Here is a 25242-nt window from a genome sequence, read left to right on the forward strand (position 1 = left end):
AGCGAACCTCAAATTTTATTAACAAGTGTAAAACAGTTGACTACTATCGCAATCCATAGACGCGATAACAACCCAAATACAGGCAGAATTTGCAGCAGATAGTGCTGACGCTCCGACTGTGCGACCGGTTTCTTTTTCATATCAATGTAAACACGTAACCGAACTTAATGCTGACGGTTCGGCGAAACCACGAGAAAACTCTTGTTTACCAAGAGCGCCCTTGTTCAGTTCTTAGTGACCGTAGCCGGCTCTTGAGTCCTGAGATACGCCGAGATGGGTATACACTTCATCCTTCATGCAGCCTCTTTGTTGGCTACGCTCATTCGCCCCAGTCACGTACTACTCGTACGTTCAGGGGACTCATTCACTTGTCGCCTCGACGCAACATGAATGATTTTGTGTATATAACATCGACAGGTATGCAAAGCAGAGATGCAGATTGCGGGGAACATATGTACACCAGAACGGTGCGACAGATTCAGCAGAATACAACGGTTCATTATCTCGTATCACCTCCACGGTTGCTCCTGACGGAACGAACCCACAAGCCAAAGCTAACGTCTTAACCCGGCTGGAAGTGGCAACACGATGAAAACGTCGTGTGCTTTTTGTATGAGCCGCGCGCCGCGTTTTATACCGATATGGAACATAAAAAGCAAAAGATAAATACGCACATTGCCAGCACCGTCAGGAAAAATTTCCAGTTACATTTTCAGTACAATGCGACCTCAATCAAAAAAAGCTGGAAATCAGACGAAGAACTGTCCTAAAATAGCCGTCCAGATGTTAATCCATCTATACCGATTAACACTCAGACTGCCAGTGTCCGTCATCTGCAGACTCATGGTAGAATCTTCTACACATGGCTATTCCACTCGACAGTTTGAGCTAACCAAATTCTCCTTAGGTGAAATTAAATATGGCAAAACACCTTTTTACGTCCGAGTCCGTATCAGAAGGGCATCCTGACAAAATCGCTGACCAAATCTCTGATGCCGTGCTGGACGCAATCCTCGAGCAGGATCCGAAAGCACGCGTTGCCTGCGAAACCTACGTCAAAACCGGTATGGTTTTAGTTGGCGGTGAGATCACCACCAGCGCATGGGTTGATATCGAAGAGATCACCCGTAACACGGTTCGCGAAATTGGCTATGTGCATTCCGACATGGGCTTTGACGCCAACTCTTGTGCGGTACTGAGCGCGATTGGTAAACAGTCTCCGGACATCAACCAGGGTGTTGACCGTGCCGATCCGCTGGAGCAGGGTGCAGGCGACCAGGGTCTGATGTTTGGTTATGCAACCAATGAAACCGATGTACTGATGCCAGCCCCGATTACCTATGCTCACCGTCTGGTGCAGCGTCAGGCTGAAGTGCGTAAAAACGGCACCTTATCCTGGCTGCGTCCGGATGCAAAAAGTCAGGTTACCTTCCAGTATGACGATGGCAAAATCGTCGGTATTGATGCGGTTGTTCTGTCGACTCAGCACTCTGAAGACATCGATCAGAAATCGCTGCAAGAAGCCGTTATGGAAGAGATCATCAAGCCGGTACTGCCGACTGAATGGCTGACCGCATCGACCAAGTTCTTCATCAACCCAACTGGTCGTTTCGTTATCGGCGGTCCAATGGGCGACTGTGGCCTGACAGGTCGTAAAATCATCGTTGATACCTACGGCGGCATGGCGCGCCATGGCGGCGGCGCATTCTCTGGTAAGGATCCGTCTAAAGTTGACCGTTCCGCAGCCTATGCAGCCCGTTACGTCGCGAAAAACATTGTCGCCGCAGGTCTGGCTGACCGCTGCGAGATTCAAGTTTCTTACGCAATCGGCGTGGCTGAACCGACTTCGATCATGGTAGAAACGTTCGGTACTGAAAAAGTGCCTTCTGAGCAACTGACCCTGCTGGTTCGCGAGTTCTTCGACCTGCGTCCGTATGGCCTGATTCAGATGCTGGATCTGCTGCACCCGATTTACAAAGAAACTGCCGCTTACGGTCACTTTGGTCGCGAACATTTCCCATGGGAAAAAACCGACAAGGCGCAGTTGCTGCGTGAAGCTGCTGGTCTGAAGTAATTTCCCCACAGTTCAACGCTTATGAAGACCAGCCTCGCGCTGGTCTTTTTTATGTCCTTTTCTTTTCCATACCCCATCGCCAGAACAATGCTAAGTTCCCTTGTTTTAAACAACAAATGAAAGCGATTACATACCGCAGAATTTCAATCCAAACTCAATTAACATCTCCTTTTGACTATGATTGCATCGTCGTTACATTACAATTCAGCATTGTCTTAAATTCAGGCAATTAACTTTATTCCGGCAAAATAAATAGCTTTATTTTTCATATATATAAACAATAACCCATATAAATATTAGTGTAACCGATTACACTAATGTGATGTGATTCGCATTTTTTTACTCCGTACTCACCTACCCTTAACATCAACAAAACTAGCTACCCAACCGGAGGGCATCATGCCTGACAATAAAAAAACGGGGCGTTCCAACAAAGCCATGACATTTTTTGTCTGCTTTCTTGCAGCCCTGGCTGGATTACTTTTTGGCCTGGATATCGGTGTTATTGCTGGAGCTTTGCCATTCATCACCGACGAGTTCCAAATTACCCCACACACTCAGGAATGGGTGGTGAGTTCTATGATGTTCGGTGCTGCTGTGGGTGCCGTCGGCAGCGGTTGGCTCTCCTTCAAACTGGGGCGCAAAAAGAGCCTGATGATCGGCGCAATTCTGTTTGTTGCCGGTTCACTGTTCTCCGCCGCAGCGCCAAACGTTGAAGTACTGCTGGTTTCCCGCGTGCTGCTCGGCCTTGCGGTAGGCGTTGCGTCTTATACCGCGCCGTTGTACCTGTCTGAAATCGCCCCGGAAAAAATTCGCGGCAGCATGATCTCTATGTATCAGTTGATGATCACCATCGGTATTTTAGGTGCGTATCTTTCCGATACGGCGTTTAGCTACAGCGGCGCATGGCGCTGGATGCTGGGCGTAATCATCATCCCTGCCCTGCTGCTGCTAATTGGCGTCATCTTCCTGCCAGACAGTCCACGCTGGTTTGCGGCTAAACGTCGTTTTGTTGATGCTGAACGTGTTCTATTGCGTCTGCGTGATACCAGCGCAGAAGCCAAACGCGAGCTGGATGAAATTCGTGAAAGCCTGCAGGTGAAGCAGAGCGGTTGGGCGCTGTTTAAAGAAAACAGCAACTTCCGCCGCGCGGTATTCCTTGGCGTTCTGTTGCAGGTGATGCAGCAGTTCACCGGGATGAACGTCATTATGTATTACGCGCCAAAAATCTTTGAACTGGCGGGTTACACCAACACCACCGAGCAGATGTGGGGGACGGTTATTGTCGGTCTGACCAACGTGCTGGCCACCTTTATCGCCATTGGCCTGGTTGACCGCTGGGGCCGTAAACCAACACTGATCCTCGGCTTTATCGTCATGGCCGTCGGTATGGGCGTGCTGGGTACAATGATGCACGTGGGCATTAACTCGGCGGCCGCACAATACTTCGCTGTACTGATGCTGCTGATGTTTATCGTTGGCTTTGCCATGAGCGCCGGTCCGCTGATTTGGGTGCTGTGCTCTGAAATCCAACCGCTGAAAGGCCGCGATTTCGGTATCACCTGCTCTACTGCAACCAACTGGATTGCCAATATGATCGTCGGTGCAACCTTCCTGACGATGCTGAACTCGCTGGGCAGTGCCAACACTTTCTGGGTCTACGGTGGTCTGAACGTCCTGTTCATCTTCCTGACTCTGTGGCTGATCCCTGAAACGAAAAATGTCTCTCTGGAACACATTGAACGTAACCTGATGAAAGGCCGTAAACTGCGCGAAATTGGCGCACACGACTAATCACTAAGGCTTCCTCCCCACGGGGGGAAGCCTTCCTCTTGCAGTCCCTTCCCTGTCGCACTATCCTCTGGCGTTATGAAAACCTCCCGTCTCCCTATCGCCATCCAGCAAGCCGTTATGCGCAGCCTGCGGGAAAAACTCGCTCAGGCCAATCTCAAGCTCGAACGCAATTACCCGGAGCCAAAGCTGGTTTACCAACAGCGCGGAACCGCTGCGGGCACCGCGTGGCTACAAACCTACGAAATTCGTCTGAATCCCGTCCTGCTGATGGAGAACGTTGATGCGTTCGTTAACGAAGTGGTGCCCCATGAACTGGCGCATTTACTGGTGTGGAAGTATTTTGGCCGCGTGCCGCCGCACGGGAAAGAGTGGAAATGGATGATGGAGAGCGTACTGGGCGTACCTGCCCGGCGTACGCATCAGTTCGAACTGCAATCCGTGCAGCGTAAGACCTATACTTACCGCTGTAAGTGTCAGGAACACCAACTGACCATCCGCCGCCACAACCGCGTGGTACGCGGTGAAGCCACCTACCGCTGCGTTCACTGCGGCGAACCGCTGGTTGCAGAATAATCTTCAGAATTATCAGGAACTTTTCTGATCTAACTGATTGCATACAGGAATGACTTTCGCTACGTTGCGGGCTCGTTTTGACACGGAGTTCGTGATGTACCGTAATCTTTCTTTTGCAGCCGCCCTGTTAGCCGCTGCGTTTTCAGGCCCGGTTTTAGCCGAAGGTATCAACAGCTTTTCTCAGGCAAAAGCGGCGGGCGTCAAAGTTAACGCCGATGCGCCTGGCGATTTCTATTGTGGCTGTAAAATTAACTGGCAAGGCAAAAAAGGGGTCGTTGACCTCGAATCCTGCGGCTATAAAGTGCGAAAAAACGAAAACCGCGCCAGTCGAATTGAATGGGAACACGTTGTCCCCGCCTGGCAGTTTGGTCATCAGCGTCAGTGCTGGCAGGACGGAGGACGTAAAAACTGCGCTAAAGATCCGGTCTATCGCAAAATGGAAAGCGATATGCATAACCTGCAGCCTGCGGTAGGTGAAGTGAATGGCGATCGCGCAAACTTTATGTACAGCCAGTGGAACGGTGGCGAAGGCCAGTATGGGCAGTGCGCGATGAAGGTTGATTTCAAAGAGAAAGTTGCCGAACCGCCTGCCCGCGCCCGTGGCGCCATCGCGCGTACCTATTTTTATATGCGCGACCAATACAACCTGACGCTCTCCCGCCAGCAAACCCAGCTTTTTAACGCCTGGAATAAGCAGTATCCGGTCACCGACTGGGAGTGTGAGCGCGACGAACGCATCGCGAAGGTACAGGGGAATCATAACCCCTATGTGCAACGCGCTTGCCAGGCGCAAAAGAGCTAACCTACACTAGCGGCAATATTTTTAACCATGCCCTGGCTTGTTGCAGCCCAGGGCCATGACGCGGATGTTTAACTATGCGCATTCCTCGCATTTATCACCCAGAGCCACTCGCTTCCGGTAGCCAAATTTCACTGTGTGAAGATGCTGCCAACCATATCGGCCGCGTACTACGTATGGGGCCAGGCCAGCCACTACAGCTATTTGATGGCAGCAATCAGGTATTCGACGCCGAAATTACCCACGCCAGTAAAAAAAGCGTGGAGGTGAAGGTGCTTAACGCAGAACTCGACGATCGGGAATCACCGTTGCATATCCACCTGGGTCAGGTGATGTCGCGCGGTGAAAAAATGGAATTTACTATCCAGAAATCGATCGAACTGGGTGTAAGCCTCATTACGCCACTTTTTTCTGAGCGTTGCGGCGTTAAACTGGACAGTGAACGCCTGAACAAGAAGCTCCAGCAGTGGCAAAAAATCGCCATTGCCGCCTGCGAACAGTGCGGTCGTAATCGGGTGCCTGAAATTCGCCCGGCAATGGATCTGGAAGCATGGTGCGCAGAACAGGACGCAGGACTGAAACTCAATCTACATCCTCGCGCCAGCGCCAGCATCAACACGCTGCCGCTCCCGGTAGAGCGCATCCGCTTGCTGATTGGCCCGGAAGGTGGGTTGTCGGCAGATGAAATTGCCATGACCGCACGGTATCAGTTTACTGATATTCTGTTAGGACCTCGCGTTCTGCGTACTGAGACAACTGCGCTCACCGCCATTACCGCGCTACAGGTGCGTTTTGGCGATCTGGGCTAACGGAGAAAAACAATGATCAAGCTCGGCATCGTGATGGATCCCATCGCAAGCATCAACATCAAGAAAGATTCCAGCTTCGCTATGCTGCTGGAAGCACAACTTCGCGGTTACGAAATTCATTATATGGAGATGGCCGATCTTTATCTGATTAACGGTGAGGCCCGCGCCCATACGCGTACCCTGAGCGTAGAGCAGAACTACGACAAATGGTATGAGTTCAAAAGCGAGCAGGATCTCCCGTTGGCAGACCTGGACGTTATTCTGATGCGTAAGGATCCGCCGTTTGATACCGAGTTCATCTACGCAACCTATATTCTGGAACGTGCAGAAGAGAAAGGAACACTGATCGTCAACAAGCCGCAGAGCCTGCGCGATTGCAACGAAAAGTTGTTCACAGCATGGTTTGCCGACCTGACGCCGGAAACACTGGTCACGCGTAATAAAGCGCAGTTGAAAGCCTTCTGGCAAAAACACAGCGACATCATACTTAAGCCGCTGGACGGCATGGGCGGGGCCTCTATTTTCCGCGTGAAGGAAGGCGATCCGAACCTTGGCGTTATTGCGGAAACGCTGACTGAGCACGGTACCCGCTACTGCATGGCGCAGAACTATCTGCCGGCCATTAAAGATGGCGATAAACGCGTCCTGGTGGTCGATGGCGAACCTGTTCCATATTGCCTGGCGCGTATTCCACAGGGTGGAGAAACCCGGGGCAACCTGGCTGCAGGTGGTCGTGGCGAGCCGCGTCCCTTAACCGACAGTGACTGGGAAATCGCCCGTCGCATTGGGCCAACGCTGAAAGCGAAAGGTTTGATTTTTGTCGGTCTGGATATCATTGGCGATCGTCTGACGGAAATTAACGTCACCAGCCCAACTTGTATTCGCGAGATTGAAGCGGAGTTCCCGGTTTCGATTACCGGTATGCTGATGGACGCTATTGAAGCTCGTCTGCAAAAATAAAAAAATTCGCCGGTAGAAGGGACCCTACCAATACTCATAGTGACAGCGCTCGTATTTGTACGCATACTGGGCGCTGTTGCTTTTTTGAACCAGGAAACAGAACCTCTGACAATGAATTTACAGCATCACTTTCTAATTGCCATGCCTGCTCTCCAGGATCCAATTTTCCGCCGTTCCGTGGTGTATATCTGCGAACACAATGAGAACGGTGCAATGGGGATTATCGTCAATAAGCCTCTGGAAAACTTACAAATTGAAGGGATTCTGGAAAAGCTGAAGATTACTCCAGAAGAACGCGATCCGGCCATTCGTCTGGATAAGCCCGTGATGCTCGGCGGCCCGCTGGCAGAAGATCGTGGATTTATTCTTCATACCCCACCGTCGCGCTTTGCGTCCAGTATTCGCATCTCTGATAACACCATCATTACGACTTCCCGCGATGTATTAGAAACGCTGGGCACGCAGGAGCAACCGTCCGAAGTGCTGGTGGCATTAGGCTATTCATCATGGGAAAAGGGCCAGCTGGAACAAGAGTTACTGGATAACGCCTGGCTCACCGCCCCCGCCGACCTCAACATTCTGTTTAAAACGCCGATTGCCGACCGCTGGCGCGACGCAGCCAAACTTATCGGGATAGATATTCAGACCATGCCCGGCGTGGCGGGACACGCATGATGAGCGGAACATTACTCTCTTTTGATTTTGGTACAAAAAGCATCGGCGTCGCGGTGGGTCAGCGTATTACCGGTACGGCCAGGCCATTGCCCGCCATCAAAGCACAGGACGGTACGCCAGACTGGAATTTGATTGAACGCCTGCTGAAAGAGTGGCAACCGGATGAAATCATTGTCGGCCTGCCGCTCAACATGGATGGCACCGAACAGCCCCTTACCGCGCGCGCGCGTAAATTCGCTAACCGCATTCATGGTCGCTTTGGCGTAACCGTAACGCTGCACGATGAACGTTTGAGCACCGTCGAAGCCCGCTCAGGCCTGTTTGAGCAAGGCGGTTATCGGGCATTGAATAAAGGCAAAGTGGACTCCGCTTCTGCCGTTATTATCCTGGAAAGCTATTTCGAGCAGGGCTACTAAAGCCGCCCCAGCGCCTGCCGCTGCTGCTTGCTTTGTGCAAACGACTGCATACCTGTCTGCTGCCCGGTTTGAATCACGCTGGGTAGCTGATGTGTTTTCCCTTCGCGGATCAAATTGCCCACGGCGGGCGTGTTGACGAGCAGCTCGAATAGCGCCACGCGTCCCCCCTGCTTATCCTCCTCCAGCTTTTGCGAAAGAACCGCCTTTAGGCTGTCTGCCAGCTGGTTACGCACCGGATCTTTCTCTGTTGCTGCAAAGGAATCCACCAGCCGTGCGATAGCCTGCACCGCCCCGCGCGTATGTAACGTTGCCAGCACCAGATGTCCGGTCTCCGCCGCCGTTAATGCCAGCCGAATGGTTTCCACGTCGCGCAGCTCGCCCAGCAAAATGACGTCAGGATCTTCGCGTAACGCACCGCGCAAACCGGCGGCAAAAGAGGTGCAGTGTACACCCACCTCCCGCTGTTGAATCAGACAACGTCGACTGGTGTAGCGATATTCAATAGGATCTTCCAGCGTCAGAATGTGTCCCTCACTATGCTGATTAAGATACTCCACCATCGCCGCCAGGGTCGTAGATTTACCGCTGCCGGTGGCGCCCGTCACCAGAATTAATCCATTTTCACTGTGCAGTAGTTCAGGTATGACCGTGGGGGTCTGGAGATCGTCTAAATGAGGACAATCCAGCGGTAGCAGTCTTAACGCCAGCGACGTTCCCTGTTGATGGGCAAATGCGCTGACGCGCAGCCGCCGGGAGTCTGTCAGAGTAACGGCAAAATCAATCTGCCCCTGCTCCTGCAACTGTACCTGTTGTTGCTCACTGAGCCAGCACATCAGCAGATTATCTACGTCAGGCGCGGTAAATGGCGCACTTTCGACTTTTCCACGCCTGCGCCAACGCGCAGGCCATGCATTGCACAGGTGTAGATCCGACACGTTATGCTTTACACTAAGGGCCACTATTTCTTCCATATTCATATGAACATCCTCGGAAAATGAACGATATCGCGCATAACCTGGCACATGTCCGGGACAAAATCTCAGCCGCTGCGACGCGTTGCGGGCGGTCTTCAGAAGAAGTTATGTTGCTTGCAGTCAGCAAAACCAAACCTGCGAGCGCCATCGAAGAAGCCATTACCGCGGGGCAGCGTGCCTTCGGTGAAAACTATGTTCAGGAAGGGGTGGATAAAATCCGCTACTTCCAGGAAAAAGGCGTCAACGATCTGCAGTGGCACTTTATCGGCCCGCTGCAGTCCAACAAAAGTCGTCTGGTCGCTGAACATTTTGACTGGTGCCATACGATTGATCGTCTGCGCATCGCTGCCCGCCTGAGCGAACAGCGCCCAGAAGGCCTGCCGCCGCTGAATGTGCTGATCCAGATTAATATCAGCGATGAGAACAGTAAGTCGGGGATTCCGTTGGCAGAGCTTGATGCCCTGGCCGCTGAAGTCGCCGCGCTGCCGCGCATTACCCTGCGAGGTTTGATGGCTATTCCGGCGCCAGAGTCAGATTATGTAAGGCAGTTTGAAGTTGCACAGCAAATGGCGGTAGCATTTGCCGGGTTGAAAACACGCTACCCAAATATCGATACGCTCTCACTGGGGATGTCTGATGATATGGATGCCGCTATCGCGGCGGGTAGCACAATGGTGCGCATCGGCACTGCCATTTTTGGTGCTCGTGATTACACTAAAAAATAAGGAAAACTAAGGAACACCATGAATACGTTGACCTTCCTGCTCTCAACGGTAATTGAGCTGTATACCATGGCGCTTCTGCTGCGCGTGTGGATGCAATGGTCTCGCTGCGATTTCTACAACCCGTTCTCGCAGTTTATTGTGAAAATCACTCAGCCCATTATCGGCCCGTTACGCCGTATTATTCCGCCGATGGGGCCAATTGACAGCGCATCAGCATTGGTTGCACTCGTTCTCAGCTTTATCAAAGCCATCGTGCTGTTTAAGGTGGTCACGTTCCAGCCGATCATCTGGATCGCCGCCGTACTCATTGTCCTGAAGACCATTGGGCTGCTGATTTTCTGGGTGCTGCTGGTGATGGCGATTATGAGCTGGGTCAGCCAGGGTCGCAGCCCGGTGGAGTACGTGCTGATTCAACTGGCGGATCCACTGTTGCGTCCTATTCGTCGTATCCTTCCAGGTATGGGCGGGATCGATTTCTCTCCGATGATCCTGGTTCTGCTGCTCTATGTCATCAACATGGGGATCGCGGAAGTATTACAAGCGACAGGCAACATACTGCTGCCGGGGCTGTGGATGGCGCTATGAGTGCCGTAACACCCTGCGATGACGGTCTGGTTTTACGGCTCTACATTCAGCCGAAAGCCAGCCGTGACAGTATTGTGGGTTTACATGGCGACGAGCTAAAAGTCGCCATTACCGCCCCACCGGTTGATGGACAAGCCAACAGTCATCTGGTGAAGTTTCTCGGCAAACAGTTCCGCGTAGCGAAAAGCCAGGTCGTCATTGAGAAGGGCGAGCTTGGCCGCCATAAACAGGTTAAAATTATTCATCCGCAACAAATCCCGCCCGAAATTGCGGCACTAACTGATTAGGTATCCCATGCAAAAAGTTGTCCTTGCGACCGGCAATGCCGGTAAAGTGCGTGAACTCGCCTCTCTTCTGAGTGATTTCGGTCTTGATGTTGTTGCCCAAACGGATCTGGGTGTTGATTCTGCAGAAGAGACCGGGCTGACGTTTATTGAGAACGCCATTCTGAAGGCGCGTCATGCCGCACAAATTACAGGTTTGCCAGCCATTGCTGATGACTCCGGCCTGGCGGTTAATGCCCTTGGCGGCGCGCCTGGCATCTATTCGGCCCGCTATTCCGGTGAGGATGCGACTGACAGACAGAACCTGGAAAAACTGCTGCACACCCTGCGGGATGTCCCGGATGACCAGCGTCAGGCGCAATTCCACTGCGTGCTAGTGTATATGCGCCATGCGGACGATCCCACGCCTTTAGTGTGCCACGGAAGCTGGCCGGGCGTGATTACCCGTGAACCGGCCGGAAACGGTGGTTTTGGTTACGACCCAATCTTTTTTGTGCCGTCCGAAGGAAAAACAGCTGCAGAGCTAACCCGCGAAGAAAAAAGTGCGATTTCTCACCGCGGGCAGGCGCTGAAGCTGCTGCTGGATGCCCTGCGTAATGGTTAAGCTTCCGCCGCTAAGTCTTTATATTCACATCCCGTGGTGCGTGCAGAAATGCCCGTACTGCGACTTTAACTCGCATGCGCTCAAGGGCGAGGTTCCTCATGACGACTATGTTCAGCACCTGCTGAGCGATCTCGATTCTGAGGTGGCCCACGCCCAGGGACGTGAAGTAAAGACGATTTTTATCGGTGGTGGTACGCCGAGCCTGCTTTCTGGCCCGGCAATGCAAACGCTGCTCGACGGCGTGCGCGCACGGCTGAATGTGGCCGCAGATGCAGAAATCACCATGGAGGCGAATCCCGGGACGGTGGAAGCCGCTCGCTTTGTTGATTATCAACGCGCTGGCGTAAATCGTATCTCGATTGGCGTACAGAGCTTTAGCTCCACCAAGCTCGAACGTCTGGGACGTATTCACGGGCCGGAAGAAGCCAAACGCGCAGCGCACCTGGCGAGTGGTCTGGGACTACGCAGCTTTAACCTCGACCTGATGCATGGTTTACCGGATCAGACGCTGGAAGAGGCGCTGGGTGATTTGCAGCAGGCCATCGCGCTCAATCCGCCGCATCTTTCCTGGTATCAGTTGACCATCGAACCCAACACGCTGTTCGGGTCCCGACCGCCGGTATTACCGGACGACGACGCGCTGTGGGATATTTTTGAGCAAGGCCACCAGTTGCTGACCGCCGCCGGGTATCAGCAGTACGAAACCTCAGCCTATGCGAAGCCGGGCTATCAGTGTCAGCACAATCTTAATTACTGGCGTTTTGGCGACTATCTTGGCATTGGCTGTGGCGCCCATGGCAAAGTCACGTTCCCTGACGGTCGCATTCTGCGCACCACTAAAACGCGGCATCCGCGCGGGTACATGCAGGGGCGTTATCTGGAAAGTCAGCGTGATGTCGCCGAGGCCGATAAACCATTCGAGTTCTTTATGAACCGTTTCCGGCTACTGGAAGCCGCGCCTCGCGCGGAGTTCACGCAATATACCGGGCTTACCGAAGACGTTATTCGTCAACAGATCGATGAAGCTATTGCCCTGGGCTACCTGAGTGAATGCGATGAATACTGGCAGATTACCCAACACGGTAAGCTGTTTTTGAACTCCCTCCTTGAATTGTTCCTCGCAGAATAATCACCGATGCGCCTGCGGGCGCATATTTATTTCGCCCTATAAAACCATAAACTCGGTAAAACCGAATATATCAGAAGTTATTTCTGAACAATACCTGCATTAATTATTTTATGTTGTTCAAATACCCCCCCACTCAAAAGTAAATATATTGAACACAGCGCACAAAATAAGATCAAACTACTGCCATGTGAAAGGTATCTGATTAAGATAGCGAATAGATGTCTGACAACTATGAAGACTTATCATACAGAAACAGTTTGGACATTATGAGATGTCAACCAATTACTGTACCTTAAAGCACGGAGCTTACTTATGAAAATCAGAACCTTTTCCCGCTCGTTGGTCTGTGCGTCCTTACTGACGTTGCTTAGCGCTGGCGTAAATGCTGCTGAGAAAGTTACCCTTAAACTGGCACACAACCTGGAACGAAGCCATGTTGTCCACCAGGCCTTTGAAGAGATGGCCAAAGAGGTGAAACAACTGTCCGACGGCAAAATGACTGTGCGAATTTATCCCAGCAGCCAAATGGGTAATGCTCGTGAAACAATGGAGCTATTGCAAAATGGTGCGCTGGATATGACCAAAGGTTCTGCCAGTGATTTAGAGTCTTTTGATAATATTTACGCTATTTATAATTTACCTTTCTTATTTAAAGATCAAAATCATTTCAACAAGGTTGTATTTGGTGAGGTTGGTAAAGAAATTATGGAATCCACTAAAGAGAAAGGATTCTTTGCTTTGTCTGCCTATGTTGCCGGTACGCGTAGTTTTTATGCTAAACAGCCAATTACCAAGCCAGACGATCTAAAAGGTCTAAAAGTCCGTGTTCAGCCCAGCCCAACAACCATTAAAATGATTGAGTTGATGGGGGGATCACCTACGCCAATTTCCTTTGGCGAAGTTTATACAGCGATGCAGCAAGGCGTAGTGGATGGCGCGGAGAACAACGTCCCGTCATGGGTACAAACCCGCCATATTGAAATTGCCAAGGTGTTCTCCGAAGACGAGCATGCCTCTATTCCAGATTTTCTGGTTATCTCGACCAAAACATGGAACAAATTGACGCCAGAGCAACAACAAATACTCGCCCAGGCTGCTAAAAACTCCGAAGCTTATCAACAAAAATTGTGGGATAAAATCGATGCCGATACCCGTGCTCAGGCAAAAGCCATGGGTGGCGAAATCGTGAAAGTAGAAAAAGCCCCTTTCCGTGCTGCCGTTCAGCCACTGTTTGATGATTTCAAAAAAGACCCAAAACAAGCCGCCCTGCTGGCGAAGTTTGAAGACGCTGCACAATAACCTTAAGGGCCAGTAACTGGCCCCGTTTCACCAGGATCCTAATGATGATATTTAACCGCCTTAAACTTGCGGTAGACCGCGTCATTGCTACATTTTCGGTCACCGTAATGATTGCGCTGGTTGTCTGCGTAGTCTGGCAGGTTTTTAGCCGCTACGTACTCAATCAGCCCAGTACCTTAACTGACGAACTGGCGCGCTTCTTAATGATCTGGGTCGGATTATTAGGTGCAGCCTATACCGTAGGTGCCCAACGCCACCTGTCCATCGATCTACTGGCCATGTCGATCAATAAACGTAAACAGGCTTTGTTGAGCATATTCATTAATCTGCTGATTTTCGGCTTTGCTGGCTCAGTCATCGTCACTGGCGGTATCAAGCTGATTAATAAAACACTGGCAACGGCACAAGTTTCTGCGGCCATGCAAATACCGATGGGCTATGTGTATATCATCCTGCCGCTAAGCGGCGCAGTCATGATGTTCTACGCCCTGTGGTTTATTCACCAAAATGTTCAGCAATTGAAAAAATCTTCTCTGGGAGCAATTTGATGGACGGTTATATCGCACTTACCCTATTCGGCTGCTTCTTTGCTCTGGTATTTATTGGCGTACCTATCTCTTTCTCTATTGGCATTGCCACCGTGGCCTCCATGCTGCTGATGTTTCCCTGGGATGTTGCCGTTATCACCGTCTCTCAGCGCCTGGCAAATGGATTAGATAATTTTGCCCTACTGGCTATCCCATTTTTCATCTTCGCGGGTACGCTGATGAACAGCGGTGGGATCGCCATCCGGCTAATTAACCTGGCGCAGGTGATGGTTGGACGAGTTCCTGGTTCACTTGGTCATGTCAACGTGCTGGCAAACATGATGTTTGGTTCGATTTCCGGCTCTGCCGTTGCCGCTGCTGCCGCCGTTGGCGGTACACTTAATCCTATTCAGACAAAGCAAGGATACGATCCAACCTTCTCTACAGCCGTTAACGTTTCCTCCTGTATTACCGGGCTGTTAATCCCACCATCAAATGTGTTAATTGTGTTTTCTCTCACTGCCGGCGGTGTTTCGGTTGCCTCGTTGTTTATGGCGGGTTATTTACCTGGGATCCTGATGGGGCTTTCTATCATGGTGGTATGCGCGATTATCGCCAAACGCCGTGGTTATCCCCTGTCGGAAAGACCAACCTGCGCACAGGCAGTAAAAGCGCTTCTGGATGCGCTACCGAGTCTGTTACTGGTCATTATTGTGATGGGCGGTATTTTGGGTGGGATCTTTACCGCAACAGAAGCCTCAGCGATTGCTGTCATCTACACCTTCATTCTCTCGGTGCTGATTTATCGGGAAGTTAAATGGCGTGATTTACCAAAACTGATCCTGGAATCAGTCGTGATGACCTCTATTGTACTGTTACTGATCGGCTTCTCTGTCGGCATGTCCTGGGCAATGACCAATGCCGATATTCCTTATATGATCAGTGATACATTAATGGGTATTTCCGATAATCCACTGATTATTCTACTATTAATCAATATTGTATTGCTGGTTGTTGGGATCTTTATGGATATGACCCCGGCAGTACTGATCTTTACCCCCATTTTCTTGCCAATCGCTCAAGAGCTGGGTATGGATCCGGTACATTTCGGCATCATGATGGTCGCCAACCTGTGTATTGGTTTGCTGACACCACCTGTAGGAAGTGCATTGTTTGTGGGTTGTTCAATCTCAGGCGTGAAGATTCAGCAATTGATCAAACCCCTGCTGCCATTTTACGCCGCATTGCTGGTCGCACTTATGATGATCATATACATTCCACAGATCTCTCTGTTTATTCCACAGATGCTGGGGTTGATGTAAATACGAAGAGTTACAGAGACAAGCTATCTCTGGAGAATGCCCCAACGTTACGGTTGGGGCATTTTTTATGCAATTAGTACTTATTAAACATTTCCTGGATCTGCTTAGGATCCTTGGTCTGCGTCAGCGCCAGCTGCAGCAGCACGCGGGCTTTTTGCGGATTCAGCGAGCCTGAAGCCACAAAGCCGTACTTCGCATCATCAACTTCAGCATCCTGGGTGGTGGCGCCCGTTGGTACACGGGATGAACGCACCACAACGGTACCTTTATGCGCGGCAGTTGCCAGCGTATCGAAAATGGTTTTATACAGGTTACCGTTACCTACACCCGCACTGACGATCCCGGCGTACCCCGCGTCCACCAATGCTTTGGCTGGCAGGTCGGAGGCGTTAGCGTAGTTATAAACAATCCCAACTTTCGGCAGCTCGGTCAGCTTAGAAACATCGAACGGCGTGGATGTGGTGTGCTTACGCGCAGGCGTACGCTGGTAGTCGATTTTACCGTTATGGATATAGCCCAAAGGACCATAGTTAACGGATTTGAAGGTAGCGACATCCGTAGTGTTGGTTTTGGTCACGTCGCGACCATCCATAACGGTGTCGTTCATCACCACGAGCACACCGCGGTTGGCAGAGGCTTTATCTGCGGCGGTTACCACGGCGTTATATAAGTTGAACGGGCCATCAGCGCTCATACCCGTAGACGGACGCATAGCACCTACCAGCACCACAGGCTTGTTGCATTTGACAGTCAGATCGAGGAAATAGGCGGTTTCTTCCATGGTATCCGTACCATGTGTTACCACGAAGCCGTCTGTTTTATCACACTCGGTATTAATCTTTTTCGCCAGCGTTAACCAGACGTCGTCATTCATATCCTGGGAGCCGATGTTCACCACCTGCTCGCCTTTAACCACGGCGATATCTTTCAACTGAGGTACGGCTTCAACCAGATTTTCTACGCCGACCTTGCCTGCAGTGTAGTTAGATTTTGTCGCGGAATCACCACCGCCGGCAATCGTCCCACCGGTCGCTAAAATAGTGATATTTGGCAGTGCAAGCGCCGCGCCGCTGAAACCCATAACCAGTGCGGCAAGTGCCGTTCTCTTGAAAAACTCCATGTTATTTCTCCAGTTACTTGAATTTGCAGCATTATGTCTATCTCACAGATGAATAATGTGACGCCATCCAATTAACCAGATTTATATCTCCATCAAATTGTCATTCTTAGAGATGGATATCAAAAAAACAGAAATATACAAAATAAAACGGCACAGAATGTTTCTGTGCCGTTAAAAAGAGGTGAAGATTATTTCAGAGTGCTAACCAGCGTTTTACGATCGTTTTCCAGCGTCACGACGCGGGCACAAACATCTTTGCCAAATTGCTGGAAGTCTTGTTCCTGATTCTTCCATTCATTTTGAATTGAAGTCTGCAAACCACCGAGGCTTCCGAGTACGCCCTGCAGCGGATTACCGCCGCCTTTCAGCACGGCTTTGGCGCCCATTTCGTTGATACTGTCCTGCAAAATACCGCCCATCGCCTGATTCACCAGTTGCTGTCCGTCCGTGCGAACCTGGTCAATCGCCTTATAATGGAAGGTCAGACCGTCAGTACGATGCTCAATGATCCGGTTCATCTGCTCTTTCAGTTGCGCATCGAGCTTGGTTAAACGCCCGCGCATATTGCTGCTTTCACCGACTTCTTTGGCAATGATTTTATCCAGCGCTACGCGACCTTTCTCAACACGCTCTCTGGCACCGTCGTCAATCCACGGCAGGCTGCTACGCAACGCCGCCTGATAATCTTTGGCCTGCTCACGCTGTGCGGCGCTCAGGGTGTACTGTTTACCATTGAAGGTGATATCTCCGGCCTGAGTAATCACCAGGTCGCCGTTCTCTCCCTTCACCTGAACCGTTTGTGGGCTCAAAATCACATCGTCACGCGGGGTGACGCTGCACTTATAATCTGCATGTGCGGCCATCGCCGTAAACGTCAGAACTGCCGCCAGCAGCGTTTTGCGCATCATATCTTTCCCTCAAGACAAATCGGGCCGGCATTTGCCGACCCTGTGCTACTTAGTCCCACCAAATATCGAAAAGTTCGCTGGTACGCACTTCTTCGAGCTTGTGCTCTTCCAGCCACTTACGCACGATTGCCTGATGTTCTTCGGTGCATTTGCCGATTTCCTGCAGACAGATCAAACCTTCCCAGGCCAGATAGCCGCTGCCATCAAAAGCCAGCTTGTTCGGTTCAATAACTTCATTGATAAAGTCATCAACGATTTGATCGACCTGCTCTCCAGATGTACCTTCCGGGAAACGCCATGCAACCGAAAATCCTACTTCCTGGAATTCGTCGATGTGCATCTTTTTACGCAGACGACGGCTACGGTTCTTTGCCATTATTTCACCCTCTCGAACATTAAGTCCCATACGCCGTGGCCAAGACGATGACCACGTTGTTCAAATTTGGTTACCGGGCGCGATTGTGGGCGCGGTACATAATCGTTACTCTCTGACTGGTTTTTATACCCGTCAATGGAGGACATCACTTCCAGCATGTGTTCCGCATAAGCTTCCCAGTCGGTTGCCATGTGGAATACGCCACCCAGCTTCAGCTTGCTTAAGATGTGCTCAGCAAACGGTACCTGAACGATACGGCGTTTATTATGACGTGCTTTATGCCACGGGTCAGGGAAAAACAGCTGAACCATAGATAAAGAATTGTCAGGAATCATTTTATGCAGGACTTCAACGGCATCATGGCACATGACGCGCAGGTTTTCGACGCCCTCTTCATGCGCTGAAGCCAGACACGCGCCAACACCCGGGGAGTGAACCTCAATACCGAGGAAATTTTGCTCCGGACGCGCTTTCGCCATCGCCACCAGCGAAGCCCCCATACCAAAACCAATTTCAAGAGTGACTGGCGCATCACGACCAAACAGTTCAGCGAAATCCACGGGCTCTTCGCTGAACTCAACGCCCATCACCGGCCAGTAGTTTTCCAGCGCGTGTTCCTGCCCTTTGGTCAGTCGCCCCTGGCGACGAACAAAACTACGAATCCGGCGCAGAGGGCGGCCGTTTTCATCAAATTCCGGTGAAATGACGTCGTTCTTCATAAAAGTTTAGTCTGCTGTGTTTGAGTACTGAAAACGGGCATTATCCAAAGTTAGTTGCCGGATGCAAGTAAAGGAAGAAAGTGAGCAGCGGAAAGTTCCGGTTTACACCCCGTTGCCGCTGTGCTGCAATCTTGCCCCCGGCAATAATGAAACGGTAATCATGCAAGCGTCTCAATTCTCGGCTCAGGTGTTGAGCTGGTACGACAAATACGGGCGGAAAACGCTACCCTGGCAAATTGACAAGACGCCTTACAAAGTATGGCTCTCTGAGGTGATGCTGCAACAAACCCAGGTTGCGACCGTAATCCCCTATTTTGAGCGTTTTATGGCGCGCTTCCCAACGGTAACAGATTTAGCCCATGCGCCGCTGGATGAAGTCCTGCATTTATGGACCGGGCTGGGCTATTACGCCCGAGCGCGTAATCTGCATAAAGCCGCGCAGCAGGTTGTCACGCTACATGGCGGCACATTCCCGCAAACCTTTGATGAGGTGGCTGCTCTGCCAGGCGTCGGACGTTCAACCGCAGGCGCGATCCTTTCTCTTTCTCTGGGTCAGCATTTTCCGATTCTCGACGGTAACGTCAAACGCGTGCTGGCTCGCTGTTATGCTGTAAGCGGCTGGCCGGGTAAAAAAGAGGTCGAAAAGAAGCTGTGGGAGTTGAGCGAGCAGGTGACGCCCGCCCATGGCGTTGAGCGATTTAATCAGGCGATGATGGATTTAGGCGCCATGGTCTGTACGCGATCCAAGCCTAAATGTTCTCTGTGTCCGTTGGATAATGGCTGTGTGGCCAGCGCCAATGCAAGCTGGGCGCTTTACCCGGGTAAAAAGCCCAAACAAACGCTGCCGGAACGGACGGGCTATTTTTTACTGATGCAGCATAATGACGAAGTATTGCTCGCGCAGCGCCCCCCCAGCGGCTTATGGGGTGGTTTATACTGTTTTCCGCAGTTTGACGATGAAAACGGGCTGCGCAACTGGCTGGCGCAACGGCAAATTAACGCAGATAATCTGACCCAACTTAATGCGTTTCGCCATACCTTTAGCCATTTCCACTTAGATATTGTGCCTATGTGGCTTCCCGTGTCTTCGTTCAGCTCATGCATGGATGAAGGCAACGCGCTCTGGTATAACTTAGCGCAACCGCCGTCGGTCGGACTGGCGGCCCCCGTGGAGCGTTTGTTACAGCAATTACGTGCCGGTACACACGTTTAACGTACCGGTCGATAGAGAGGATTTTTTATGAGCAGAACAATTTTTTGCACTTTCCTGCAACGCGAAGCCGAAGGCCAGGATTTTCAGCTGTACCCGGGCGATCTGGGGAAACGCATCTATAACGAAATTTCTAAAGAAGCATGGGCGCAATGGCAGCATAAGCAAACCATGCTGATTAACGAGAAGAAGCTTAATATGATGAACGTTGAGCACCGTAAACTGCTTGAGCAGGAGATGATCAATTTCCTGTTTGAAGGCAAAGATGTGCATATTGAAGGCTATACACCAGAGTCATAAGAGCCGTTGCCGGATGACGCTGTGCTTATCCGGCCTACGATTTAATCTGGTCCTTGCAAATAACAAACACAACACGCACTCCCGGAATGATGAAAAAATTTCTCGCGCTTGCCGTTATTGCGCCGTTGCTCATCTCCTGTTCCAGTTCGACCAAAAAAGGCGATTCCTATAACGAAGCCTGGGTCAAGGATACCAACGGTTTTGATATTCTGATGGGGCAATTTGCCCATAACATTGAGAATCTGTGGGGGTTTAAGGAAGTGCTGATTGCGGGTCCAAAGGACTACGTAAAGTATACCGATCAGTATCAAACCCGCAGCCATATCAACTTTGATGACGGCACGATAACCGTCGAAACCATAGCCGGGACAGATCCCGCCGGACACCTGCGTCGGGCGATTATCAAGACATTGCTGATGGGCGATGATCCGGGGTCTATCGACCTCTATTCCGATGTCGACGACATTAAGATTTCCAAAGAGCCGTTCCTGTACGGGCAAGTGGTCGATAATACTGGCCAGCCAATTCGTTGGGAGGGCCGCGCCACCAATTTCGCTGACTATCTGCTGAAAACGCGCCTGAAAAGCCGCAGCAACGGTATTCGCATCATCTATAGCGTGACAATCAATCTGGTACCGAACCACCTTGATAAGCGCGCGCATAAATACGTCGGCATGGTGCGTCAGGCTTCGCGTAAGTATGGCGTCGATGAGTCACTGATTCTGGCCATCATGCAAACCGAATCCTCATTTAACCCGTATGCGGTCAGCCATGCCGATGCGCTGGGGCTGATGCAGGTGGTGCAACACAGCGCCGGGAAAGATGTATTTCGTTCGCAGGGGCGCTCCGGCACGCCGAGCCGTAGCTTCCTGTTTGACCCGGCCAGCAACATTGATACCGGTACCGCTTATCTGGCAATGCTCAATAATGTCTATTTAGGCGGCATTGATAATCCAACCTCCCGTCGCTATGCGGTGATCACCGCGTATAACGGCGGTGCGGGCAGCGTGCTACGCGTTTTCTCGAACGATAAAATTCAGGCCGCAAATATTATCAACAGCATGACCCCGGGGGACGTTTATCAAACGCTGACCACCCGACATCCGTCTGCTGAATCACGCCGATACCTTTACAAGGTCAATTCCGCACAAAAATCATATCGACGCCGCTAATATATCCCCTCTCCAGCCCCGGAAAACGGGGCCAGAAGAGGGTAAAGTGTTAACTCCATCACTCTTTTGCTTTGCAATCAGAAATTGTTTGCAAATATTTGTCACAGGTAACAAAAAAAGAGTGTCTCTCGTTGATAGAATCACATCATCAAGCCCCGGCAAATGTGCCTTTTAAAACATTCATCCGCATTACGGTGTGAGGAAATTAACATGAATCTTAAGCTGCAGCTGAAAGTGCTCTCGTTTCTGCAGTTCTGCTTATGGGGTAGTTGGCTCACTACCCTCGGCTCCTATATGTTTGTCACCCTAAAATTCGATGGTGCATCCATTGGCGCAGTGTATAGCTCGCTGGGGATCGCCGCCGTGTTTATGCCTACCCTGTTAGGGATCGTGGCCGACAAATGGATCAGTGCGAAATGGGTGTACGCCATTTGTCACCTGGTCGGCGCAGCCACGCTGTTCGCCGCAGCCGAAGTCACCACCCCTGGTGCCATGTTCTTTGTGATCTTGCTTAACTCCCTGGCCTATATGCCAACGCTGGGGTTAATCAACACCATTTCTTACTATCGCCTGCAGTCAGCCGGGATGGATATCGTTACAGACTTCCCGCCAATTCGTATTTGGGGCACCATCGGCTTTATTATGGCGATGTGGGGAGTAAGCTTCTCCGGCTTCGAGCTGAGTCATATGCAGCTGTATATCGGTGCCACACTGTCCGTTGTTTTGGCGCTGTTCACGCTGACGCTGCCGCATATTCCGGTTGCTAACCAGCAGAAAAACCAGAGCTGGTCGTCCATGCTGGGCCTGGATGCTTTCGCGCTGTTTAAAAACAAGCGCATGGCGATTTTCTTCATCTTCTCAATGATGCTGGGCGCTGAGCTGCAAATTACCAATATGTTCGGTAATACCTTCCTGCACAGCTTCGATAACAACCCGCTGTTCTCCGGTAGCTTCATCGTTGAACACGCCTCGGTGATGATGTCGATCTCGCAGATTTCCGAGACGCTGTTTATCCTGACCATCCCATTCTTCTTGAGCCGTTACGGTATTAAGAATGTAATGCTGATCAGTATTGTGGCGTGGATGTTGCGCTTCGGCCTGTTTGCCTACGGCGATCCAACGCCGTTCGGTACCGTGCTGCTGGTTCTGTCGATGATTGTTTACGGCTGCGCCTTCGACTTCTTCAACATCTCTGGCTCGGTGTTCGTAGAGAAAGAAGTTCGCCCTGAAATCCGCGCCAGCGCACAAGGTATGTTCCTGATGATGACCAACGGCTTCGGCTGTATTCTTGGCGGTCTGGTGAGCGGTAAAGTGGTTGAACACTATACGCTGAACGGTATTACCGACTGGCAGACCGTATGGCTGATCTTCGCTGGCTACTCGCTGGTACTGGCTTTTGCCTTCGTGGCGCTGTTTAAATACAAACACGTACGCGTTCCGGCTGGCACCCAAACTATCGCGCACTAACGTTTACGCAGAGAAAAGCGGGTTACCAAAAGGTAACCCGCTTTTTTTGTGCTTACTTCACAACATATCCATACAGACGCTTAATACCGTCTGCATCCGTTTCACTGTAAACGCCTTGCAGCTCCGGCGAAAAGCCCGGCAACAGGTTTATGCCCTCTTCCAGCGCCAGGAAATAACGTTGCACTGCCCCGCCCCAGACTTCACCCGGTACCACGCACAGCACGCCCGGAGGATAAGGCAGCGCACCTTCTGCAGCAACGCGACCTGCGGCATCACAAATACGCACCAGTTCAACATCACCACGGATAAAGGCGCTGTTGGCATCCTGCGGGTTCATCGCCACGGCAGGTAAACTCTCCTGGCGGAACATCGCTTTTTGCAGATCCTTCACATCAAAGCTGACGTATAAATCGTGCATCTCCTGACACAGTTCACGCAGCGTGTAATCCCGGTAACGTACCGGATACTTGTTGAAGATGGAGGGCAGCACGTCTGCCAGCGGCGTATCGTCCTCAATATGCTGCTCAAACTGCGCCAACATCGCCACCAGTTGCGCCAGTTTCTCGGGGCTTTCTGCCGGGGTCAGCAGGAACAAAATCGAGTTAAGGTCGCATTTCTCCGGCACGATACCGTTTTCACGCAGGTAATGCGCCAGAATCGTCGCCGGAATACCAAACTCAGTATATTGTCCTGTTTGCGCATTAATGCCTGGAGTGGTTAACAACAGCTTGCAGGGATCAACGAAATACTGGTCGCGCGCATAGCCGGAAAAACCATGCCATTTAGCGCCCGGTTCAAAGCTAAAGAAGCGGCGCTCGCTGGCGATCACCGGCGTTGGATAGCTTTCCCACGGTTTGCCATCAACTACCGGAGGAATAAACGGCTGAATCATCTTACAGCAGGCAATAATCGCTTTACGGGCCTCGATCCCCAGCGCCACACACTCCGCCCATAGCCGACGACCGCTCTCGCCTTCATGGATTTTGGCGTTCACATCCAGCGCCGCAAACAGCGGGTAAAACGGACTGGTGGAAGCATGCAGCATAAACGCATTATTCAGACGCTTATGCGGGCAGAATCGCGCCTGACCACGAATATGGTTATCCTTTTTGTGGATCTGCGAGGTTTGCGAGAATCCGGCCTGCTGTTTGTGTACCGACTGGGTGACAAAGATCCCCGGATCGTCAGCATTGAGCTCCAGTAGCAGCGGTGACCCATCGGCCATCATCGGGATAAATTGCTCGTAGCCAACCCAGGCAGAATCAAACAGGATGTAATCGCACAGACTACCGATCTTGTCGATCACTTGTCGGGCGTTGTAGATCGTACCATCATAGGTACCCAGTTGAATGATCGCCAGACGGAACGGACGCGGCTGGTCAGCCTTGTGCGGCGCAACTTCGCGCAGTTGCTGGCGCAGATACGCCTCATCAAAGCAGTGCTCATCAATACCGCCAATAAAACCAAATGGATTACGCGCCGCTTCCAGATAAACCGGCGTCGCACCCGCCTGGATCAGCGCGCCGTGGTGGTTGGACTTATGGTTGTTGCGGTCAAACAACACCAGATCGCCGCGTGTCAGCAGCGCATTGGTCACCACTTTATTCGCCGCAGAAGTCCCATTCAGCACAAAGTAGGTTTTATCCGCATGGAAAACTTTCGCGGCAAATTTCTGCGCATGTTTCGCTGATCCCTCATGAATCAGCAGATCGCCCAGTTTAACGTCAGCGTTGCACATATCCGCGCGGAACAGGTTCTCGCCAAAGAACTCGTAGAAATGTCGTCCCGCCGGATGCTTTTTAAAAAACTCACCATGCTGGTGCCCCGGACAAGCAAACGTGCTGTTCCCCATCTCGACATACTGGGTGAGCGTGTCATAGAACGGCGGCAGCAATGCTTCCTCATACTGACAGGCAGCAGACTCCAGCTCCAGCCAGTCCTGAGGCTGACCGTGAATCACCACGTTAACGCCCGCAGGCACATCGACATCAGACTCTGCGAACAAAAACACCGGTATATGAAAACCGGTACGTTTCAGCAAGGCCAGGATCCCACTGCGGCTGTCCGCAACGGTAATGACGACTGCCGCAACGTCAGTAAAATCGGTGCTGTCCAGTGAAACCACCTGGCGATGGCTGGAAAGACGAGAAGCCAGTTCACCACTGGCGGCAATTTTCATTGATTTCATAAGCGCAATAACCCGTTTCGGGAAAATCAAAAGTCCCGGACAAAGCCGCATTGCTTTGCCCACGAAATGACGGGTCAAACTGGTTACCAGCCCCGACCGCCAGACATCAGTAAAAGCAGATAGCCTCTGATTTTACTGTTATCCTGCAGTGAGCGTACGCTGCCCTCACCGCATGGTGAGAGCGTGAAGATAAGTCGCAGAAAGGGGCAAACGTCGCGCAAAAAGGCGATGTT

The 25242-nt window shown here is 51.4% G+C and carries 27 protein-coding genes and 1 pseudogene; 20 read left to right on the forward strand and 8 right to left on the reverse strand.

The annotated features are described in order from the left end of the window. Positions 1 to 8 precede the first annotated feature (8 nt). Together yqgB and yqgG are read right to left on the reverse strand one after the other, a co-directional pair. Positions 9 to 140: an acid stress response protein YqgB gene (yqgB, locus tag OGX99_RS14060; RefSeq protein ID WP_151218349.1), complete on the reverse strand. Its 132-nt coding sequence runs from the start codon at positions 138 to 140 to the stop codon at positions 9 to 11. A gap of 258 nt (positions 141 to 398) precedes the next feature. After that, positions 399 to 500: pseudogene (yqgG, locus tag OGX99_RS14065) on the reverse strand (small protein YqgG); the annotation flags it as partial. Between the two features lie 419 nt (positions 501 to 919). Here yqgG and metK point away from each other — a divergent pair. The 8 genes from metK to ruvX all read left to right on the forward strand — a co-directional run bounded on the left by metK (position 920) and on the right by ruvX (position 8100). Then, on the forward strand, positions 920 to 2074 hold the full coding sequence (metK, locus tag OGX99_RS14070; protein WP_151218350.1) for a methionine adenosyltransferase: 1155 nt from the start codon (positions 920 to 922) through the stop codon (positions 2072 to 2074). A gap of 399 nt (positions 2075 to 2473) precedes the next feature. Beyond that, positions 2474 to 3868: a galactose/proton symporter gene (galP, locus tag OGX99_RS14075; protein WP_252838616.1), complete on the forward strand. Its 1395-nt coding sequence runs from the start codon at positions 2474 to 2476 to the stop codon at positions 3866 to 3868. A gap of 75 nt (positions 3869 to 3943) precedes the next feature. Next, entirely contained in the window at positions 3944 to 4441 is a 498-nt protein-coding gene (locus OGX99_RS14080) for a SprT family zinc-dependent metalloprotease (RefSeq protein WP_151218352.1), read from the forward strand. Positions 4442 to 4535: 94 nt separating this feature from the next. Then, positions 4536 to 5243 carry a deoxyribonuclease I gene (gene endA, locus OGX99_RS14085; protein ID WP_151218353.1) on the forward strand — a complete coding sequence of 236 codons (708 nt, stop codon included), beginning with the start codon at positions 4536 to 4538 and terminating at the stop codon, positions 5241 to 5243. A 74-nt stretch (positions 5244 to 5317) separates the two neighbouring features. Next, positions 5318 to 6049 (forward strand): 16S rRNA (uracil(1498)-N(3))-methyltransferase, encoded by a 732-nt coding sequence (rsmE, locus tag OGX99_RS14090; protein WP_278238380.1) that lies wholly within the window; start codon positions 5318 to 5320, stop codon positions 6047 to 6049. Positions 6050 to 6061: 12 nt separating this feature from the next. Next, positions 6062 to 7009, forward strand: a complete 948-nt coding sequence (gene gshB, locus OGX99_RS14095) for a glutathione synthase (RefSeq protein ID WP_286543939.1) — start codon at positions 6062 to 6064, stop codon at positions 7007 to 7009. Positions 7010 to 7120: 111 nt separating this feature from the next. Continuing rightward, the gene (locus OGX99_RS14100) at positions 7121 to 7684 is read left to right on the forward strand and encodes a YqgE/AlgH family protein (protein WP_003027086.1); all 564 of its coding nucleotides are present in this window, start codon (positions 7121 to 7123) and stop codon (positions 7682 to 7684) included. Continuing rightward, a complete protein-coding gene (gene ruvX / locus OGX99_RS14105) occupies positions 7684 to 8100 on the forward strand; it encodes a Holliday junction resolvase RuvX (RefSeq protein WP_006686843.1) in 417 nt (138 codons plus the stop codon). Before OGX99_RS14100 ends, ruvX begins: the two co-directional genes overlap by 1 nt. Here the strand turns inward: ruvX and OGX99_RS14110 are convergent. Continuing rightward, the gene (locus OGX99_RS14110) at positions 8097 to 9077 is read right to left on the reverse strand and encodes a type IV pilus twitching motility protein PilT (RefSeq protein ID WP_187253187.1); all 981 of its coding nucleotides are present in this window, start codon (positions 9075 to 9077) and stop codon (positions 8097 to 8099) included. The two genes, ruvX and OGX99_RS14110, sit on opposite strands and share 4 nt — an antisense overlap. A gap of 17 nt (positions 9078 to 9094) precedes the next feature. Between OGX99_RS14110 and OGX99_RS14115 the strand changes: the two genes are divergently transcribed. The 8 genes from OGX99_RS14115 (at position 9095) to OGX99_RS14150 (ending at position 15549) form a co-directional block, all read left to right on the forward strand. Continuing rightward, on the forward strand, positions 9095 to 9799 hold the full coding sequence (locus tag OGX99_RS14115; protein ID WP_151218355.1) for a YggS family pyridoxal phosphate-dependent enzyme: 705 nt from the start codon (positions 9095 to 9097) through the stop codon (positions 9797 to 9799). An 18-nt stretch (positions 9800 to 9817) separates the two neighbouring features. Then, positions 9818 to 10384, forward strand: a complete 567-nt coding sequence (locus OGX99_RS14120) for a YggT family protein (RefSeq protein WP_003027097.1) — start codon at positions 9818 to 9820, stop codon at positions 10382 to 10384. Beyond that, entirely contained in the window at positions 10381 to 10671 is a 291-nt protein-coding gene (gene yggU / locus OGX99_RS14125) for a DUF167 family protein YggU (RefSeq protein WP_005123286.1), read from the forward strand. Before OGX99_RS14120 ends, yggU begins: the two co-directional genes overlap by 4 nt. A 7-nt stretch (positions 10672 to 10678) precedes the next feature. Beyond that, the gene (locus OGX99_RS14130) at positions 10679 to 11272 is read left to right on the forward strand and encodes an XTP/dITP diphosphatase (protein ID WP_151218356.1); all 594 of its coding nucleotides are present in this window, start codon (positions 10679 to 10681) and stop codon (positions 11270 to 11272) included. Continuing rightward, positions 11265 to 12401 carry a radical SAM family heme chaperone HemW gene (gene hemW / locus OGX99_RS14135; protein ID WP_151218357.1) on the forward strand — a complete coding sequence of 379 codons (1137 nt, stop codon included), beginning with the start codon at positions 11265 to 11267 and terminating at the stop codon, positions 12399 to 12401. The genes OGX99_RS14130 and hemW overlap by 8 nt, the downstream gene beginning before the upstream one ends. Positions 12402 to 12713: 312 nt before the next feature. After that, on the forward strand, positions 12714 to 13700 hold the full coding sequence (locus OGX99_RS14140; protein ID WP_151218358.1) for a TRAP transporter substrate-binding protein: 987 nt from the start codon (positions 12714 to 12716) through the stop codon (positions 13698 to 13700). Positions 13701 to 13744: 44 nt separating this feature from the next. Then, positions 13745 to 14248: a TRAP transporter small permease gene (locus tag OGX99_RS14145; protein WP_151218399.1), complete on the forward strand. Its 504-nt coding sequence runs from the start codon at positions 13745 to 13747 to the stop codon at positions 14246 to 14248. After that, positions 14248 to 15549 (forward strand): TRAP transporter large permease, encoded by a 1302-nt coding sequence (locus OGX99_RS14150; protein WP_151218359.1) that lies wholly within the window; start codon positions 14248 to 14250, stop codon positions 15547 to 15549. The genes OGX99_RS14145 and OGX99_RS14150 overlap by 1 nt, the downstream gene beginning before the upstream one ends. A gap of 73 nt (positions 15550 to 15622) precedes the next feature. On the opposite strand, the gene ansB is transcribed toward OGX99_RS14150, so the two are convergent. From ansB to trmB, 4 genes are all read right to left on the reverse strand, one after another. Further along, positions 15623 to 16669: an L-asparaginase 2 gene (gene ansB, locus OGX99_RS14155; RefSeq protein ID WP_286543945.1), complete on the reverse strand. Its 1047-nt coding sequence runs from the start codon at positions 16667 to 16669 to the stop codon at positions 15623 to 15625. A 188-nt stretch (positions 16670 to 16857) separates the two neighbouring features. Further along, on the reverse strand, positions 16858 to 17577 hold the full coding sequence (locus OGX99_RS14160; RefSeq protein ID WP_151224321.1) for a YggN family protein: 720 nt from the start codon (positions 17575 to 17577) through the stop codon (positions 16858 to 16860). A 49-nt stretch (positions 17578 to 17626) separates the two neighbouring features. Further along, on the reverse strand, positions 17627 to 17953 hold the full coding sequence (locus OGX99_RS14165) for a YggL family protein (protein ID WP_016154406.1): 327 nt from the start codon (positions 17951 to 17953) through the stop codon (positions 17627 to 17629). Then, positions 17953 to 18672, reverse strand: a complete 720-nt coding sequence (gene trmB, locus OGX99_RS14170; RefSeq protein WP_151218360.1) for a tRNA (guanosine(46)-N7)-methyltransferase TrmB — start codon at positions 18670 to 18672, stop codon at positions 17953 to 17955. Before trmB ends, OGX99_RS14165 begins: the two co-directional genes overlap by 1 nt. Positions 18673 to 18832: 160 nt before the next feature. Between trmB and mutY the strand changes: the two genes are divergently transcribed. From mutY to OGX99_RS14190, 4 genes are all read left to right on the forward strand, one after another. Beyond that, positions 18833 to 19885, forward strand: a complete 1053-nt coding sequence (gene mutY / locus OGX99_RS14175) for an A/G-specific adenine glycosylase (protein WP_187253190.1) — start codon at positions 18833 to 18835, stop codon at positions 19883 to 19885. A 27-nt stretch (positions 19886 to 19912) separates the two neighbouring features. Beyond that, positions 19913 to 20182, forward strand: coding sequence for an oxidative damage protection protein (locus OGX99_RS14180; protein WP_003027126.1), 270 nt, complete (start codon positions 19913 to 19915; stop codon positions 20180 to 20182). Positions 20183 to 20268: 86 nt separating this feature from the next. Beyond that, the gene (gene mltC / locus OGX99_RS14185) at positions 20269 to 21354 is read left to right on the forward strand and encodes a membrane-bound lytic murein transglycosylase MltC (RefSeq protein WP_049001609.1); all 1086 of its coding nucleotides are present in this window, start codon (positions 20269 to 20271) and stop codon (positions 21352 to 21354) included. A 210-nt stretch (positions 21355 to 21564) separates the two neighbouring features. Further along, positions 21565 to 22821, forward strand: a complete 1257-nt coding sequence (locus OGX99_RS14190) for a nucleoside permease (RefSeq protein WP_003027130.1) — start codon at positions 21565 to 21567, stop codon at positions 22819 to 22821. A 52-nt stretch (positions 22822 to 22873) separates the two neighbouring features. On the opposite strand, the gene OGX99_RS14195 is transcribed toward OGX99_RS14190, so the two are convergent. Then, a complete protein-coding gene (locus tag OGX99_RS14195; protein WP_151224323.1) occupies positions 22874 to 25009 on the reverse strand; it encodes an ornithine decarboxylase in 2136 nt (711 codons plus the stop codon). Between the last annotated feature and the right edge of the window lie 233 nt (positions 25010 to 25242).

This window comes from Citrobacter sp. Cu096 (assembly GCF_030332285.1).
GTDB classification, from domain to species: Bacteria; Pseudomonadota; Gammaproteobacteria; order Enterobacterales; family Enterobacteriaceae; genus Citrobacter; species Citrobacter meridianamericanus.